This is a genomic window from Neobacillus solisequens (assembly GCF_051233465.1).
Lineage (GTDB): Bacteria > Bacillota > Bacilli > Bacillales > Cytobacillaceae > Neobacillus.
In genome coordinates, this window is sequence record NZ_JBKFGJ010000011.1 from 317,064 (window position 1) to 331,413 (window position 14,350).

14 protein-coding genes are annotated in these 14,350 nt (G+C 39.4%); 2 read left to right on the forward strand and 12 right to left on the reverse strand.

Annotated features, from left to right (window positions below; translation table 11 throughout):
* Positions 1 to 68: 68 nt before the first annotated feature.
* The 4 genes from ACI3K6_RS12975 to ACI3K6_RS12990 form a co-directional block, all read right to left on the reverse strand.
* Positions 69 to 299, reverse strand: coding sequence for a helix-turn-helix domain-containing protein (locus ACI3K6_RS12975; protein ID WP_335478018.1), 231 nt, complete (start codon positions 297 to 299; stop codon positions 69 to 71).
* A gap of 68 nt (positions 300 to 367) precedes the next feature.
* The gene (locus ACI3K6_RS12980; RefSeq protein WP_435555154.1) at positions 368 to 1,309 is read right to left on the reverse strand and encodes a dipeptidase; all 942 of its coding nucleotides are present in this window, start codon (positions 1,307 to 1,309) and stop codon (positions 368 to 370) included.
* A 14-nt stretch (positions 1,310 to 1,323) separates the two neighbouring features.
* Positions 1,324 to 1,779: an SRPBCC family protein gene (locus tag ACI3K6_RS12985; protein ID WP_435555155.1), complete on the reverse strand. Its 456-nt coding sequence runs from the start codon at positions 1,777 to 1,779 to the stop codon at positions 1,324 to 1,326.
* A gap of 97 nt (positions 1,780 to 1,876) precedes the next feature.
* Entirely contained in the window at positions 1,877 to 3,190 is a 1,314-nt protein-coding gene (locus ACI3K6_RS12990; RefSeq protein ID WP_435555156.1) for a purine/pyrimidine permease, read from the reverse strand.
* A gap of 210 nt (positions 3,191 to 3,400) precedes the next feature.
* Between ACI3K6_RS12990 and liaG the strand changes: the two genes are divergently transcribed.
* Complete coding sequence (gene liaG, locus ACI3K6_RS12995) at positions 3,401 to 4,267, forward strand: LiaG family protein (protein WP_435555157.1); 867 nt, start codon at positions 3,401 to 3,403, stop codon at positions 4,265 to 4,267.
* Positions 4,268 to 4,383: 116 nt separating this feature from the next.
* Entirely contained in the window at positions 4,384 to 4,767 is a 384-nt protein-coding gene (locus tag ACI3K6_RS13000; RefSeq protein WP_435555158.1) for a YuzC family spore coat inner layer protein, read from the forward strand.
* Between the two features lie 182 nt (positions 4,768 to 4,949).
* On the opposite strand, the gene ACI3K6_RS13005 is transcribed toward ACI3K6_RS13000, so the two are convergent.
* The 8 genes from ACI3K6_RS13005 to ACI3K6_RS13040 all read right to left on the reverse strand — a co-directional run bounded on the left by ACI3K6_RS13005 (position 4,950) and on the right by ACI3K6_RS13040 (position 14,262).
* Positions 4,950 to 6,617: a glycoside hydrolase family 13 protein gene (locus ACI3K6_RS13005; RefSeq protein ID WP_435555159.1), complete on the reverse strand. Its 1,668-nt coding sequence runs from the start codon at positions 6,615 to 6,617 to the stop codon at positions 4,950 to 4,952.
* A gap of 68 nt (positions 6,618 to 6,685) precedes the next feature.
* Complete coding sequence (locus ACI3K6_RS13010) at positions 6,686 to 7,708, reverse strand: LacI family DNA-binding transcriptional regulator (RefSeq protein ID WP_335478005.1); 1,023 nt, start codon at positions 7,706 to 7,708, stop codon at positions 6,686 to 6,688.
* A gap of 49 nt (positions 7,709 to 7,757) precedes the next feature.
* On the reverse strand, positions 7,758 to 8,570 hold the full coding sequence (locus ACI3K6_RS13015) for a carbohydrate ABC transporter permease (RefSeq protein ID WP_335478003.1): 813 nt from the start codon (positions 8,568 to 8,570) through the stop codon (positions 7,758 to 7,760).
* On the reverse strand, positions 8,570 to 9,433 hold the full coding sequence (locus ACI3K6_RS13020; RefSeq protein WP_335478001.1) for a carbohydrate ABC transporter permease: 864 nt from the start codon (positions 9,431 to 9,433) through the stop codon (positions 8,570 to 8,572). Before ACI3K6_RS13020 ends, ACI3K6_RS13015 begins: the two co-directional genes overlap by 1 nt.
* Positions 9,434 to 9,607: 174 nt before the next feature.
* Positions 9,608 to 10,912 (reverse strand): ABC transporter substrate-binding protein, encoded by a 1,305-nt coding sequence (locus tag ACI3K6_RS13025; RefSeq protein WP_335478000.1) that lies wholly within the window; start codon positions 10,910 to 10,912, stop codon positions 9,608 to 9,610.
* Between the two features lie 878 nt (positions 10,913 to 11,790).
* Positions 11,791 to 13,461, reverse strand: a complete 1,671-nt coding sequence (locus tag ACI3K6_RS13030; protein WP_435555160.1) for a glycoside hydrolase family 13 protein — start codon at positions 13,459 to 13,461, stop codon at positions 11,791 to 11,793.
* 141 nt (positions 13,462 to 13,602) lie between these two features.
* Entirely contained in the window at positions 13,603 to 13,806 is a 204-nt protein-coding gene (locus ACI3K6_RS13035; protein ID WP_435555161.1) for a hypothetical protein, read from the reverse strand.
* Between the two features lie 69 nt (positions 13,807 to 13,875).
* Positions 13,876 to 14,262, reverse strand: a complete 387-nt coding sequence (locus ACI3K6_RS13040) for a globin domain-containing protein (protein ID WP_435555162.1) — start codon at positions 14,260 to 14,262, stop codon at positions 13,876 to 13,878.
* Positions 14,263 to 14,350 lie beyond the last annotated feature (88 nt).

A 14,350-nucleotide genomic window follows, 5' to 3' on the forward strand; every position in this document is an offset into this window, starting at 1 on the left:
TTCACACGGACATTTGTACACGAAGGGTGACAGGCACCACCTTGTAACACTGCACCACTGCATCGCCATTAGTCCTCGTCTTTGATGTCAGGGTCTTCGGGGATAGGTTCGCTCAGGATTTCTTCGACGAGTTGTTTGTATTTGTCGAGTTGGCGCAGGTGGGTGTTGAATTGTTCTTTGTTGATCAGATACTGATCTCCGTCAAACAGTGCGCGGATTTTGTTTTGTTGGATGAGTGTTTTGACGGTTTGTTCCGGAACAGATAGGTATTCTGCTGCTTCTTGAATGGTCAGGTACATTGTACGTCCTTCTTTCTGTTTTCTATTTAGTACAGTAAGTCAACAATCGGGCAATGAAGGCTATTGTGCTAGCCCTTCCTTTGAAGCCCTGGCCGATGATCTAAAAAGTTCTGTGAGGCAAAACCCCTTACTTCCTCTTCAGAGTAATATTTTAATAGTTCATTTATAAGTGTTTGACTTTTTCCCGCGTTCTCCAGCCCCATAACAAATTGAGATATGCCATCAAAATCAGAACCCAGTCCGATTTGCTTCACTCCGCCTAAGGAGCAAAAATGGTCAATATGCTTAATCAAATCATGAATCGTCGCCTTGTCAGACTCGTTGATAAACGGTGGATTATAGACTACATGAATCAGCCCGCCTTTATCAAACATCGCCTTAGCCTGCTCGTCGGTTAAGTTACGTGGATGATTGCAAAGCGCCTTGGCATTGGAATGGCTGGCAATCGGAAATTCCGCAATTTCCATTACATCCCAAAAGGCTTTTTCACATAGATGAGATACATCAGTCAGAACCTGATTCCTATTATTTAACTGGACAATCTCCTTGCCAAACAAGGTGAGTCCTGCACCACGCGGCTCTCCTGCCCCATCTGCCGCCAAATTCGCATTATTCCATGTCAGACCAACAGACCGAACACCCAAGCGATAAAGGGTCTCCAGTTTCATCAAATCATTGCCGATCGCATCAACGCCCTCAAGCGTCAACATCGCACCGATTTGACCAATTTTTAACGCATCAAAATCAGCCCACTCTTTGATATGGACCATGTCAGGATTTTTCCCCAATACCTCTTGGTAAAAATAATGAACCTGCTCCAATGCCGCTTGAAACTTTTGGTCGGAAGGAATGTCCGGTTCAAGAAAAATAGCAAAGCACTGAGTTTTAACGTTCCCTTGCTGCAGACGCGCCTTATTCGTCTCCAGCTCTGGGGCATTCGAAAAACTTAGGGCCCCCTTTGCATCCGCAAGCTTCATCAAGGCATCACAATGTAAATCAATGATATTCATGCTCTCTAACTCCCTTAGTTATTCTCAGCATACGCTTTTATTTTAGGAAGTACCCGATCCCAAATTTCCGCACTGGCATCACGATAAAACTTCCCGTTCTCCATTGCTGAAAAATCCCCCTGCAAAATCCGGAGAATTGTTTTTCCAGGTTCCTCTGTCAATTTGAAGGTAATTCCATCCTCATCGGTAACCTTTGGTCTTACCTTCATTCGTACATCAAAGACCATGAACCGTAAGAGCTGGCCGGGTTCAAGGGCTGTTACATTCCCCTCCACTATTACCGTCCCATCCTGCCCCTTCCAATAAACCGGGCTCCCTAATTGCCAATCAGATTCAATATGAAACTCAGGTCCTCCGCTTGAAAATTCCAGAGCCCATCTGTCAGTACTTTCGCTCTTTGTAATGGCATCCCAAACTTTGGACGCCGGGGCATTAATTTCTACCGATTGATCAACAAATAGTTTTTCCATGATCTTCACTCGTTCCCACTTTTTTCTCCATTATAACAAAATGAAACCAACCAAACCAAAAACCCCCTCGCCATCTAGGCAAGGGGAACCTAATAATTTAATTTTTGGCTTCTTCCGTTTTCTTAACTCTAAAAATAGCATGTTCTAAAAATAAACATAAAACCAAGCCCATAATTAACCCGTTGGAAACGATGTTTCTTAGCCATGGCGCCACAGTTTCATAGCTTTCAGGGGGTAAAAACATGATTCCAATTCCCGTCATAAGCGAAATTCCAATGACAAGTAAATTCCTAGCCGACGGCTCCTGGCCCATTAAGTCACGAATCCCGAACCCTAGCATTTGTGAAAATGGAATAAACAGTGAAGCATAAGCTACCTCTAACGGCAATGTGGATAAAAATCCTCCGATATAGGGTAAAAATCCCGTAACCAAAATGATAACGGCACCGATGATCATCGGCCGCTTTGCTTTAATCCCTGTGGTCGTGATAAAGCCTGCAGCTACCGACAACGGAACCACACCAACTACAGAAAACAGCCCGGATAAAATCAAGTTTACTCCATTTCCAAATATCCCTTTTTGGTACTGAACCGGTTTAATTTCTTTTTGAAGCGAGAGCCCCACCACTAAAATACTTGCAATCACATTCGAGAGCAGCACAATCGAGGTAATGATCGAAGTTAAGACAATTCCAGCATCGAACTCCGGCATCCCCCAGCTGAATAGCTCTGGAACAGCAAACCAACTGCTAGGTTCATAGGCTTTGCCTGTATGAACCGGTCCCAACCAACGAAACAGCAGCCAGCCGGCCACGATCCCAATCAGTGGTCCCAAGCTTTTTAAAATTCCTGTTGCCTTCAGAGAAATAGTTAATATCAGGATAATTTCCAGCAAACAAATAAACGCAATAGTCGCGTCAAAATGCCCAGTTTCAACTATTCCAAGCATACTTTTAAAAAACGATCCGCTCAGCTGGCTGACGAGTAAAATTAAATAAACACCTGTGACAATTGGCGTAAACAAATTCCTCACTTTTTCAATAATAGGCAAAAAGCTTAGAACTGCCATGAATCCCCCTGAAACAATCAAACCCAGTTCCAGTTGCTTTAACAAATGGCCTTGTTCAGCCGCAGCACTTGTAGTACCTAGTAAAATAAAAATGGCCCACCACATGCCGGCAGCCCCTTCGATAACTTGGAGCCGATGACCGAAGAATAGTTGAATTAGTGTGGCAGCTCCTCCCACAAATAGCATGCGCTGCATAAAGGATGATATTTCTGCAGGAGACATATGAAAAGCAGCCCCAACAACCACTGGGACAGCCACAATGTTTGTCAGCATAAAAACAGCCCATTGTATACCTTGTACTCCAGAGAGTAATCCGTTCCCCTTTTTCGTTAAATCGCTCATTTTTGAAACCTCACTTTTATCTATATCGATTTCTCCATTATTAAAGAATAACAAAATTCCTGTTAAAGGTATAGAATTTACTTCGTTATTCGAAATATCGTAAATACTCCTCTAGTCTTAGTTAAAAATAATTCCCTGGTGCATCGCCATTCAATAAAGGAAATTGTATTCTATTTATAGAAGCAGTAAGGATAAAGGGGATGAATAAACATGAAAAGAATATTCTTTTTACTAATAGTAATTGTCGGGTTATATTTAGTCTTTAATCGATCGTTTCACTTTCCTGTGATGCAAGCATCTAAAACAGATGGTATAGCCGCAATTACCAAGCAAACGGAAGTGATTAGTGTGGACGTCGCCAATGTCAGTACCACGATTATCCCGGAAGATCGGCCTAATCTGAAGGCTGTCTACAATGGCAAGCAAAAGCTGTCTGTAAAAGAAAACGGTGATGCCATTAAAGTTTCTGTAAAAGGCAAATGGTTTCACTGGTTTAATTGGCTGTCATTCTCTGAAAAGAACAAGCTAATCATTTATATTCCGGAAAATTATGATCAGAACATGAAAATTGATTTAGGTTCTGGAAATGTTAACTTTTCAGGAGAGTCCAGAACAAATCCCATGAAATTAAATGAATTATCCATTGATATCGGCTCTGGAAATATGAAATTGAAAAACTTGGAAGTAAAACAATTTGAACATGATGGGGCCTCAGGAAATGTAAATGTTAATTCTCTAAAAGCCGAAAGAAGTTCCTTTGACTTAGGCTCAGGCAATGTTGATATCCAACACTATGTAGGAGCAATAAAGGCTGATGTCGCCTCCGGTGAGCTAGATATTCAAATGGATCAATTAACCGATTCTATCCAATTAGATCTCAGCTCCGGAAATATCAAACTTGATTTACCAAAAAGTGCTGATTTCACCATGAAGGGTGATGTAAGCAGCGGCAATATTTCCTGCAACTTCCCGCTGAAATCCAAAGAAATTAACAAAGGTAGCATAAACGGAAGACATGGTTCAGGCAAACACCTGATTCAGCTTGATGTTTCAAGCGGTAATATCCATATATTTTAACGAAGCGCTTGGATGAATAATCCAGGCTTTTTTTGCTAAGAAAACCAAGTTTCCAAACCCCTCCCGCAAACATACCGTATAATGCCTTGTGTTTTGATCATGAAAGGAGCGTTTCTATGTACTTCCCTTACTACCTCATGCACCCCGTGTTAACAGCTCAACCGGGGTATATGATCAATGTCCAATTCCCTCGTACGTATCCACCTGTGGATACTAAAATATTTGAAAGCTCTATAAAATCCTTTCGTTTGTTAATGGAACAAGGAAGTTTATTGTTAGACCGATTAAGCAATGTTAGTTTTGCTCACAAAATCATGACGTTTGCACAGCAAGGGAAAAAGGCTGAGGTCGATCAACTGATTCAATCCACCGGCCTTAAGGTCCCGGTTACAACCAAATTCACTCCATCAGGGGTAGAACTTATGCTGACCGCAAAAGGCAGCCAAACTACCTTCGGCAATTGTTGCACCTTAACTATTAATTTGAAATGGGGACAATGATCCCTGCAAAAAAGTGGACTTTATAAATGAATCCACCTTAATATATCTTATTCTTTTAAGTAAACGCCCTCATTTGGTTAACAGGTAATGGTATCTCAAATGGGTGAGAAAACTCATGAAGGATTCTCTCAGAATCATGATAGGAAAAAGACGATTCGGTTCTCCTCCCGAATCGTCTCTTCTTAGTTCAATCGATACACTCTTGTCTCATAAGGTTTTAGCATTATTTCTGTTTGTGGCTGATGCTTTGGAACCTCATAGTTATTTAATAACAGTTGATCGTAGTCAACCTTTACTCCAGTGACAGTTGCCGATGCAACCGATAAGTTGGCCATGACGATGATTTTTTCATCGCCTAATGTCCGGGTGTAAGCAAAAATTTGCAGATCATCCTTTAATATCAAGTCATAAGTACCGTACGTAAATACTTCATTCGCCTTCTTTAAGCGAATCAATTTTTTATAAAAATGTAAGACAGATTGAGCATCTTGCTGTTGCGCTGCCACATTAATCTTCTTGTAATTCGGATTGACTTTTAACCATGGATTCCCTGATGTAAATCCACCGTTCTCTGCATCGGACCACTGCATCGGTGTCCGTGAATTATCGCGCCCAGAAGCCCAGATCACTTCCATTATGTTCTCATGCGGAATTCCTTCTTCACGCTTCAAGCGATACATATTTTTCGCCGATACATCATCATAATCATCAATCGAATCAAACTGAACATTAGTCATGCCGATTTCTTGGCCTTGATAAATAAAGGGTGTCCCCTGCATTAGGAAATAAACAGCCGCAAACGCTGTAGCACTTTCTCTCAAGTACTCTTGGTCATTTCCCCAGGTAGAAACCACACGAGCTTTATCATGGTTTTCAATAAACAACGCATTCCAGCCCTTGCCTTCAAGTCCTTTTTGCCAACGTGAAAGTACTTCTTTAAATTCAACGATATCAAGCTCTTTTTTGACCTCGGCATCCCAAAGTTCAAGATGCTCAAATTGAAAAATCATATTAAATTTTCCTTGATTTTCGCCAACCCAAAGCTCTACATCTTTGACATCATCAGCGGTTACCCCGTTTGCTTCACCAACGGTCATGATGTCATATTTTGCGAAGGTCTCTTCTTTTAATTCCTTTAAAAAGGTATGGATCCCTTCAACATTCATCATTTTTCCAAAACATGGAACATATTTAAGGCCAGTTGGATTTGGCATATCTTTAAGACCGGGTTCTTTTTTGATATGGCTGATCGCATCCACCCTGAAACCATCAATCCCTTTATCAAGCCACCAGTTTACCATGTCATACAAAGCATTCCGTACTTCTGGATTTTCCCAGTTCAGATCGGGTTGTTTTTTTGAAAAAAGATGCATGAAATATTGGTTAGATTTTTCATCATACTCCCAGGCTGGTCCCGAGAAAATGCTTTCCCAGTTATTCGGCTCTTTGCCCTCCTTGCCATCCCTCCAAATATACCAATCCCTTTTTGGATTGTCCTTTGATGAGCGGGATTCAATGAACCATGGATGTTCATCGCTCGTATGATTTATGACTAAATCTAAGATAAGCTTCATACCTCGATTATGTGTTTCCTGTAGCAGCTGATCAAAATCAGCCATCGTTCCAAATTCACCCAAAATTTCTTGGTAGTTGCTAATATCATAGCCATTATCATCATTTGGTGATTGATACATTGGACTAACCCAAATGACATCAATTCCTAAATCTTTTAAGTAATCTAGCTTTGAGATAATTCCTTGAATATCACCTATTCCATCCCCGTTTGAATCCATGAAGCTGCGGGGATAGATCTGATAGGCAACTGCTTCTTTCCACCATTGTTTATCCATATGAAATCCTCTCTGACTGTATACATTTTTTTGTTCGGGTAGCATTACCCATTTCATCATGTGAATGTTTAATTAATAGTTGCCACTGATTTACGTTCAATTAATTTAGTGGGAATGGTGATCCGCTTTGGCAAAGAGTCAGGTTGTTCTATTTTTTCAATTAAATACTTGGTTGCTTCATAGCCCAACTGAAAAGTACCGATATCAACTGATGTCAATGGTGGTCTTGAGTGTTCAGACAAGGAAAGATTATTAAATCCTACTACCGAAATATCATTTGGTACTTTTATATTAAGTGTTTCCAGATAACTGATAATTTCATAAGCCATTAAATCATCCTGGGTGACCAAAGCTGTTGGGGGTGTTTGTAACTCCATTAACGTACGAATGGAGTCTTTGCCTTTTTCAATAATATAGCTCTCATGAATGATATATTCCTCATTCAAAGGAATTCCCGCTTCTTTCAATGCGGCTTTATATCCATTAATCCGGTCAAATGTTACGACAAACTCATAGTTGATCCCAATATAAGCAATGCGTTTATGACCATGTTTGATTAAATAGTTAGTAATTTGTTTTGAAATCGCGACATTATCATTATCAACATATGTGATCCGTTCTTCATTTACACTTGGTCGACCAACAACCGTGAAAGGAAATCCGGCCTCTTCAAGGAATTGCATCGTGCGGTCATTTATCCTGGAATACAATAGAACGATTCCATCAACGCGTCTTCCCATCACCATCGAAAGCACTTCTTCATGAATTTCTTCCTCCGTTGCTCCGGTAGACAGGTAGATTCCGTATTTGCTTTCATTGGCGTTCATACTAATTCCCCTTAAAACCTCCGGAAAAAAGGGATTTCGGAAGGCATGGTAGGCAGAATTGGGCATGATAACCCCAATGGTTTGTGTACTTTTGGCAGCAAGGCTCCTCGCCTGAAGATTTGGATAATAACCTAATTCCTCCATCACTTCTTTAACTCTTCGTTTTGTTTGTTCACTGATTCTTGGATTATTGGCAATCACCCTTGAAACAGTGGAAGGTGATACATTTGCTGCCTTCGCCACGTCTTTAATCGTTACCACCATGACTTCCTCCTAATACAAATTGCATTTTTTTCAAAAATAATTGATCTCTTTACTTAACCGCACCGTCGGAAATCCCTTTAATAATTTCACGCTGGGCAAAGAAGTACGCGATAATAACCGGTATGATAGCAATGGAAAGTCCCGCTAATGCAAGGTGCCATTGCTTTGTATATTCTCCAAAGAAGAAGAACATCTTTAATGGAATCGTCTCCATGCCCTCTTGGTTAATGACAAGTGATGGTAATAAGTAGTCATTCCAAATCCAAATCGTATTAAGAATGGCAACTGTTACAGTAATTGGTTTTAACATTGGAAAGATAATGTACCAGAAAATTTGAAACTTGTTGGCACCATCAATCGTCGCTGCTTCATCCAACGATTTTGAAATTCCATTTAAGGTTCCATGATATAAGAATATGGATAAGCTTGCTCCAAATCCTAAGTACATGAATATAATCCCTGGGCGGTTCAGCATTTCCATCTTCCCAAAAATAGTGACAAGCGGGATCATAACGGATTGAAACGGGATCAGCATGGCAGCAACAAAGATAAAGAAGACGACGGTACTAACTTTACCCTTGTTTCTTGATAGGGCATAAGCTGCCATCGAAGAAAAAATAACGATTACTAATACACTGACTACCGTAATAATAACGGAATTTAAAAACGTTTTTAGGAAATCTAACTCAGTAAATGCTTCAACGTAGTTATCAAATGTAAAGGTTTCTGGAAGTTTTAATGTATCTGAAAAAATTTCTCTTTTTGTTTTGAACGAATTTACAATCATTAAGTAAAAAGGAGATAGCCATAACAGGCCTAAAAGTACGCCTAAAATTTCTAGTGTCCATTTATTTTTACGCATTACATTTCAACCTCCTTTTTCTTATTGTAGTATACTTGGGTCAAGGAAATAACTGCTACGATAATGAAGAAAATCACGGCCTTGGCTTGTGCAAAAGCTAATAGGTTATCCGTATAGGCTGTTTTAAAAATCTCCATCGCCAGCATTTGGGTGGAATTAAACGGACCGCCTGCTGTTAAAGAAAGGTTTTGATCATAAAGCTTAAAGGTATTTGACAAGGTAAGGAACATACTTACAGTGAAAGCTGGTGCTACCAAAGGGAAAATAATGTAGCGGAAGCGTTGAAAAGGATTTGCACCATCAATTTCAGATGCTTCTAGCAATTCAAAAGGCACACCCTCTAGATAAGAAATGTAAATGACCATGATGTAACCGGACATTTGCCAACTCATCAAAATTACCAGTGCCCAAAAACCTGTTTGAGTGGTGGATAACCAACCTTGTAGACTCTCCATTCCTAGAATTTCGCCCAAACTAGAAAACACTTTTATAAAAATAAACTGCCAGATAAATCCCAGGATCAGTCCACCAATTAAGTTTGGCATAAAAAAGATGGTTCTTAAAAATTTATTTGTTTTAATTTTTGAAGTAACAATAAGTGCTAAAGAAAGACCGATAAAATTGATTAAAATAATAGAAACAACGGAGAATTTAACGGTAAACCATAATGAATCCAAAAACTCCTGATCCTTAAAAACGGCAATATAGTTATCAAATCCAACAAATCCTCCAACATCGATTCCATTCCAATCGGTAAAGGAATAGTAGATCCCAAAAACTAGAGGTAAAATGACAACCAAAGATAAAGCCAGCAGCACTGGAGCCAAAAATAACCAGTAGGATAAATCCTTTGTGCGTAACATATATAAAAACCTCCAAGTGTAAAGTGAGACTTAATTTGGAAAGAAAAGGGGCTGATTGATAAAGAACCATCCCCTTATGAACCAGGCCCTTGTCTCTCATAAGAAAAGCGGAAAGTGAATAACAATGGGCCCTCCTATTTGAGGGGGACCCATTATTATTTTTTTCAAGAGAACTTATTTATTTCGTTTCGTTTCCCATGATTTTTGTACTTCTTTTACAAGATCATTCCAGCTTGTTTGATTGCTTAAATATTTTTGAATTTGTACACCAAGCTCATCTTGTCCCCAACCTGTTGGGTAACCCATGAATGTCCAGCCGATTGTCTTGCCATCTTGTGCATATTGATATATTTGCTTAGATAGTGGATCTTTGATTTGTGATGCATCATAGCCCTCATAAGCAGGGATAAACTTGAAGTCATTGATTACAGCTTTTTTACCTTCATCAGATGTGTATAACCAGTCAATGAATTTCTTAGCTTCAGTTTGTGTTTTCTTGTCTTTGTTGCTGTTTACGCCCCAATACATTGGAATTCCAACTGGGATCGCATCTTCTTTATAGCCTTCAACTGGAATTGGTAAAATTCCAATGCCGTTGTCTGCAAACTCTTGATCGATACCAGCGATTGAACCATATACCCAGTTACCTTGTTGAATCATCGCTACTTTTTGAGTAGAGAATAATTCTTCAACTTGTTGTGAGTAATCAAGGCTTACAGTAGGTTGAACAGAATATTTGTTTTGCATATCAAGGACTTTTTTGAATGCATCACCGTATTTGAAGTCAACTTTTTTAGAGTTGAAAGCTTTTAATACGTTGTTATCAAATTCAGGTGCAATGAAAGCGTTGGATAAATGTAATCCAGTTACCCAAGTTTCTTTTGCTGGTAAAGCAAAAACTGCTTTTAAGCCAAGTTCACTTTTCTTAGAGTCTAACGTTTTTACAGCCTTTTCCAAATCTGCATAGGTTTTAATTGATTCTGGATCAATTCCTGCCTTTTTAAATACATTCTTATTATAGATAAATCCATAACCTTCTTGGTTGTAAGGCAATCCAAGTACTTTTCCATCTTTTGTAACTCCATCAAGAGTGCCTTTTAAAGCAGCTTTTGCTGCATCAGTGTCAGAAAGGTCAGCTAATTTCTTCTGCCAATCTTGAACGTCCTGAGGTCCACCAATGTTATAGATGGCAGGCTCTTTACCGGAAGCAAATTTTGATCTTAAGGCTGCACCGTAATCTTCACCGCCACCAACAGTGGTGATGTTGATGTTTACTCCCTTATGCTCCTGCTCATATTTTTTGGCTACATCTTGGAATTGCTTTTTAAATTCCACTTTGAATTGGAACACATCAATAGTTACATTGTCTTTTGAACTTTCCTTTGAATCGCTTTTGTCCGCATTGCCGCAGCCTGTTAAAAGAAGACTTAATGAAAGAACACCTGCTCCAATTCCGGAAAATAATTTTTTCTTGTTCATGATTTACCTCCACATCAATAGTGATCATTTGCTACATTTCTATGCGCAAACTATAAATTCATGGTTGCTTTTAGTTTGCATTGGTTTGTCAAAGACATTCTATTTGTTTCTATTTGGGAAATCGTTTGCACAATAGAACATACCTTGATTTCAACTAGAAACTATTAATAAAAGCTTAAAAAACCCTCAAACTATTAAGTTGTGAAATCGATTGCGCAAAAAAGCAGAAAAACCGTACTAAAATTGTTGCATATTAATATAGCAATATTCCTTTAAACGGTTATCTCTACTATTCCCCCCTATCTTTCTATATGCTATATACGAATTAGTGAAAACGGTTGCACTAATCGGTAATTTCATAGTATCACTTTTATATTTTTTGTGCAAACGTTTTTTCAAAACGAAAGACACTTTTTTGTGTTTTGAAAGTGTCTTTCATTTAGTGGCCGATTGGCAGTCGCAGTGAATTTAATAGTGATTTGTCTTTCATTTTCTTGATGAAAGACTATTAACATATCCTTTTCATGCATTTTGTCCTTCATAGCCCTTGTGAAAGACGATTTAAATAATTTCCTCTATCGTTTTGTCTTTCATACCGCTGATGAAAGACGATTCACACGTTCTCTTCTTGCGTTTTGTCTTTCATACCCCTTGTGAAAGACAAATCCCACGGACTTTTCATGCATTTTGTCTTTCATACCGCTGATGAAAGTCGATTTCACACGATCCCTTAATGTGTATTGTCTTTCATTCCCCTTGTGAAAGACAAATCCCAAATAAGTATCCTTCCCTTTGGCCTTCAAGATCAAAATGATAGAAAAATGTCTAAATTTCCTTATATACATTTGTCCTTCATCTTATAAAAATGACAAACTGCCCTATTTTTTCAAAACAATCGCTTCGTAGGGGCGCAGTTTTTTCATTTCCCGCTGTTCATAGTTCGCAATGAGAGTTCTGTAATCTGAAATTCGGCTCAATAAGTTGCTGTCATCCAAGACTATTTCTTCCCCACTAAAATTACATAAGACGATCAAGCTCTCCTCTTTCCAGTTCCTCTCATAAGCAAACAATGAAGGATGATCTCGCATCAATAAATGAAAGTCGCCCTCCGTTATAATTTCCAGTTCCTTACGAAGTGAGATTAATTTCTGATAATAATAGAAAATCGACTGTGGGTCCTCTAAGGTACTTTTAACATTAATCTCGTTATAACGTGGATTCACTTTGATCCATGGTGTACCGTTTGTAAAACCTGCATGCTCTGTATCGTCCCATTGCATTGGAGTTCTGGCATTATCCCTCCCTTTTTCATAAATCGAAGTCATAATCTCCTCATGAGAATAGCCCAGTTCTTTACGCTCGTGGTACATATTAATTGTTTCAATATCCCGGTAATCGTCAAGGGACTCCCATTTTACATTTGTCATACCGATTTCTTCACCTTGATAAATGTACGGGGTTCCTTGCATGAAATGGAGACAGGTCGCCAGCATTTTTGCCGACTCTACGCGATACTCTTGGTCATTGCCAAAGCGAGAAACAATCCGCGGCTGATCATGGTTATTCCAATATAGACTGTTCCAGCCTTTATTATGTAACCCGGTTTGCCATTTGGTTAAGTTATCCTTTAAATCGACCAAGTTTAACGGCTTTAGATTCCATTTCCCGCCAGGTGCACTGTCCAAATCCATATGTTCAAATGTAAAAATCATATTCACTTCGTGACGCTCTGGATTTGTGTAAGCAATAGCATCATCAGGAGTTGTTCCCGGCATTTCTCCCACTGTCATCACCGGATATTTGGCGAGAACTTCCCGGTTTATCTCCTGTAAAAATTCATGAATTCTTGGACCATTCATACAGTACGAGGTGCCGTCTCCGTATAACTGTCCATCCTGCTGTGGACCGTCAGGCAGACCTGGTTCTTTTGAAATCAAGTTGATAACATCCATTCTGAAACCATCTACACCCTTATCGAGCCAGAACTTCATCATCCGATAGACTTCTTCGCGCACCTTTGGATTTTCCCAATTAAGGTCAGGCTGTTTTTTTGAAAATAAATGTAGATAATATTCATCGGTTGCCTCATTGTAATCCCATGCCGGGCCGCTGAAAAAAGAGCCCCAATTATTCGGTTCCTTGCCGTTCTTCCCTTCCCTCCAAATGTAATAATCGTGGTAAGGGTTTTCCTTTGATTGTTTTGACTGCACAAACCATTCATGTTCATCAGAGGTATGATTGACTACAAGATCCATCACGAGCTTCATATCACGTTTGTGGAGTTCGGCAAGCAGTTGGTCAAAGTCCTCCATGGTACCAAGTTCCTTCATAATCTCTTGATAGTGACGGATATCATAACCATTGTCATCGTTAGGTGAATCATATACAGGGCTGAGCCAAATTACGTCCACACCTAATAATTTCAGGTAATCTAATTTTTCAATAATACCTGAAATATCACCAACTCCATCTCCGTTTGAATCATTAAAACTGCGTGGATAAATTTGATATACAACACTTTTTTTCCACCATTTGTCATCTTTTTTCACGTAACTTTCCCCTCCTTTATCTAAACATCCAAACTATACCAGAAAAAAAAGAAAAGTGTAAGTGCCCTAGTCATCGGCGTATGACCTCCTCGAAAAAGCTTAACGCTTTTCCTTCGTGCGATGCCCATGCTGCCGGAGCCTTCATTGTGGAGTCTCTCCAACTGAGATAAAGGAAACACGAAGAGCCAAGTTACTTCCTGCGAGATCATCCTGCGGCTTTGCGACGAGCTGAACAGCCACTTCATCGATTATGCTTTGGCGCAGGAGCAGGAGGTGATTCGATGTTGACTTATCGTAGGGCGGAGAGCGAAGGACACTAGCCGCTAGGGCACTGGAGCTAGACAATTCTCTAAGTCAAAACCTACTATATTAAGAACAAAAAAATCCCCATCAATGGATGAGGATTTTTATAAACTAATCAGAACTATTCACCATGATACCAGCTACTTGTGTTAAGCGGTCATAAAAAGCTAGTCCTGCCGGGTTTTCATCAAGACCAATTTCATGAAATGCTTCCTTCATACAGCCGAGCCAAGCTTTTGCTCTTTTTGGCGTTACTTCGAATGGCAGGTGACGTTCTCTCATAGCAGGAGGACCAAATTCCGCACTGTAGAGGGCTGGCCCCCCTAAAAATTGAGGTAAAAACATCCTCTGCTTCCTTTTAATTTCTTCCATATCCCCTTCGAATAATGGTGCCAAATCTGGATCGTCATAAACACGAGGGTAAAAGGCCTCAACCAGTTTATTAATCGTTTCCTGCCCACCAATTTCGGTATAAAGTGATCTAAATGGAATTTCCAAATTTACTCACCATCCTCCTAACATTTTTTCCCTGTATTTCTAATTATAATAAGGTGAATAAAGTTATTTCGTGATATAAATCACACTT

What these genes read in the sequence shown, in the direction of transcription:
- ACI3K6_RS12975 (WP_335478018.1), bottom strand. Translation starts at nt 299, where the DNA reads ATGTACCTGACCATTCAAGAAGCAGCAGAATACCTATCTGTTCCGGAA.
- ACI3K6_RS12980 (WP_435555154.1), bottom strand. Translation starts at nt 1,309, where the DNA reads ATGAATATCATTGATTTACATTGTGATGCCTTGATGAAGCTTGCGGAT.
- ACI3K6_RS12985 (WP_435555155.1), bottom strand. Translation starts at nt 1,779, where the DNA reads ATGGAAAAACTATTTGTTGATCAATCGGTAGAAATTAATGCCCCGGCG.
- ACI3K6_RS12990 (WP_435555156.1), bottom strand. Translation starts at nt 3,190, where the DNA reads ATGAGCGATTTAACGAAAAAGGGGAACGGATTACTCTCTGGAGTACAA.
- liaG (WP_435555157.1), top strand. Translation starts at nt 3,401, where the DNA reads ATGAAAAGAATATTCTTTTTACTAATAGTAATTGTCGGGTTATATTTA.
- ACI3K6_RS13000 (WP_435555158.1), top strand. Translation starts at nt 4,384, where the DNA reads ATGTACTTCCCTTACTACCTCATGCACCCCGTGTTAACAGCTCAACCG.
- ACI3K6_RS13005 (WP_435555159.1), bottom strand. Translation starts at nt 6,617, where the DNA reads ATGGATAAACAATGGTGGAAAGAAGCAGTTGCCTATCAGATCTATCCC.
- ACI3K6_RS13010 (WP_335478005.1), bottom strand. Translation starts at nt 7,708, where the DNA reads ATGGTGGTAACGATTAAAGACGTGGCGAAGGCAGCAAATGTATCACCT.
- ACI3K6_RS13015 (WP_335478003.1), bottom strand. Translation starts at nt 8,570, where the DNA reads ATGCGTAAAAATAAATGGACACTAGAAATTTTAGGCGTACTTTTAGGC.
- ACI3K6_RS13020 (WP_335478001.1), bottom strand. Translation starts at nt 9,433, where the DNA reads ATGTTACGCACAAAGGATTTATCCTACTGGTTATTTTTGGCTCCAGTG.
- ACI3K6_RS13025 (WP_335478000.1), bottom strand. Translation starts at nt 10,912, where the DNA reads ATGAACAAGAAAAAATTATTTTCCGGAATTGGAGCAGGTGTTCTTTCA.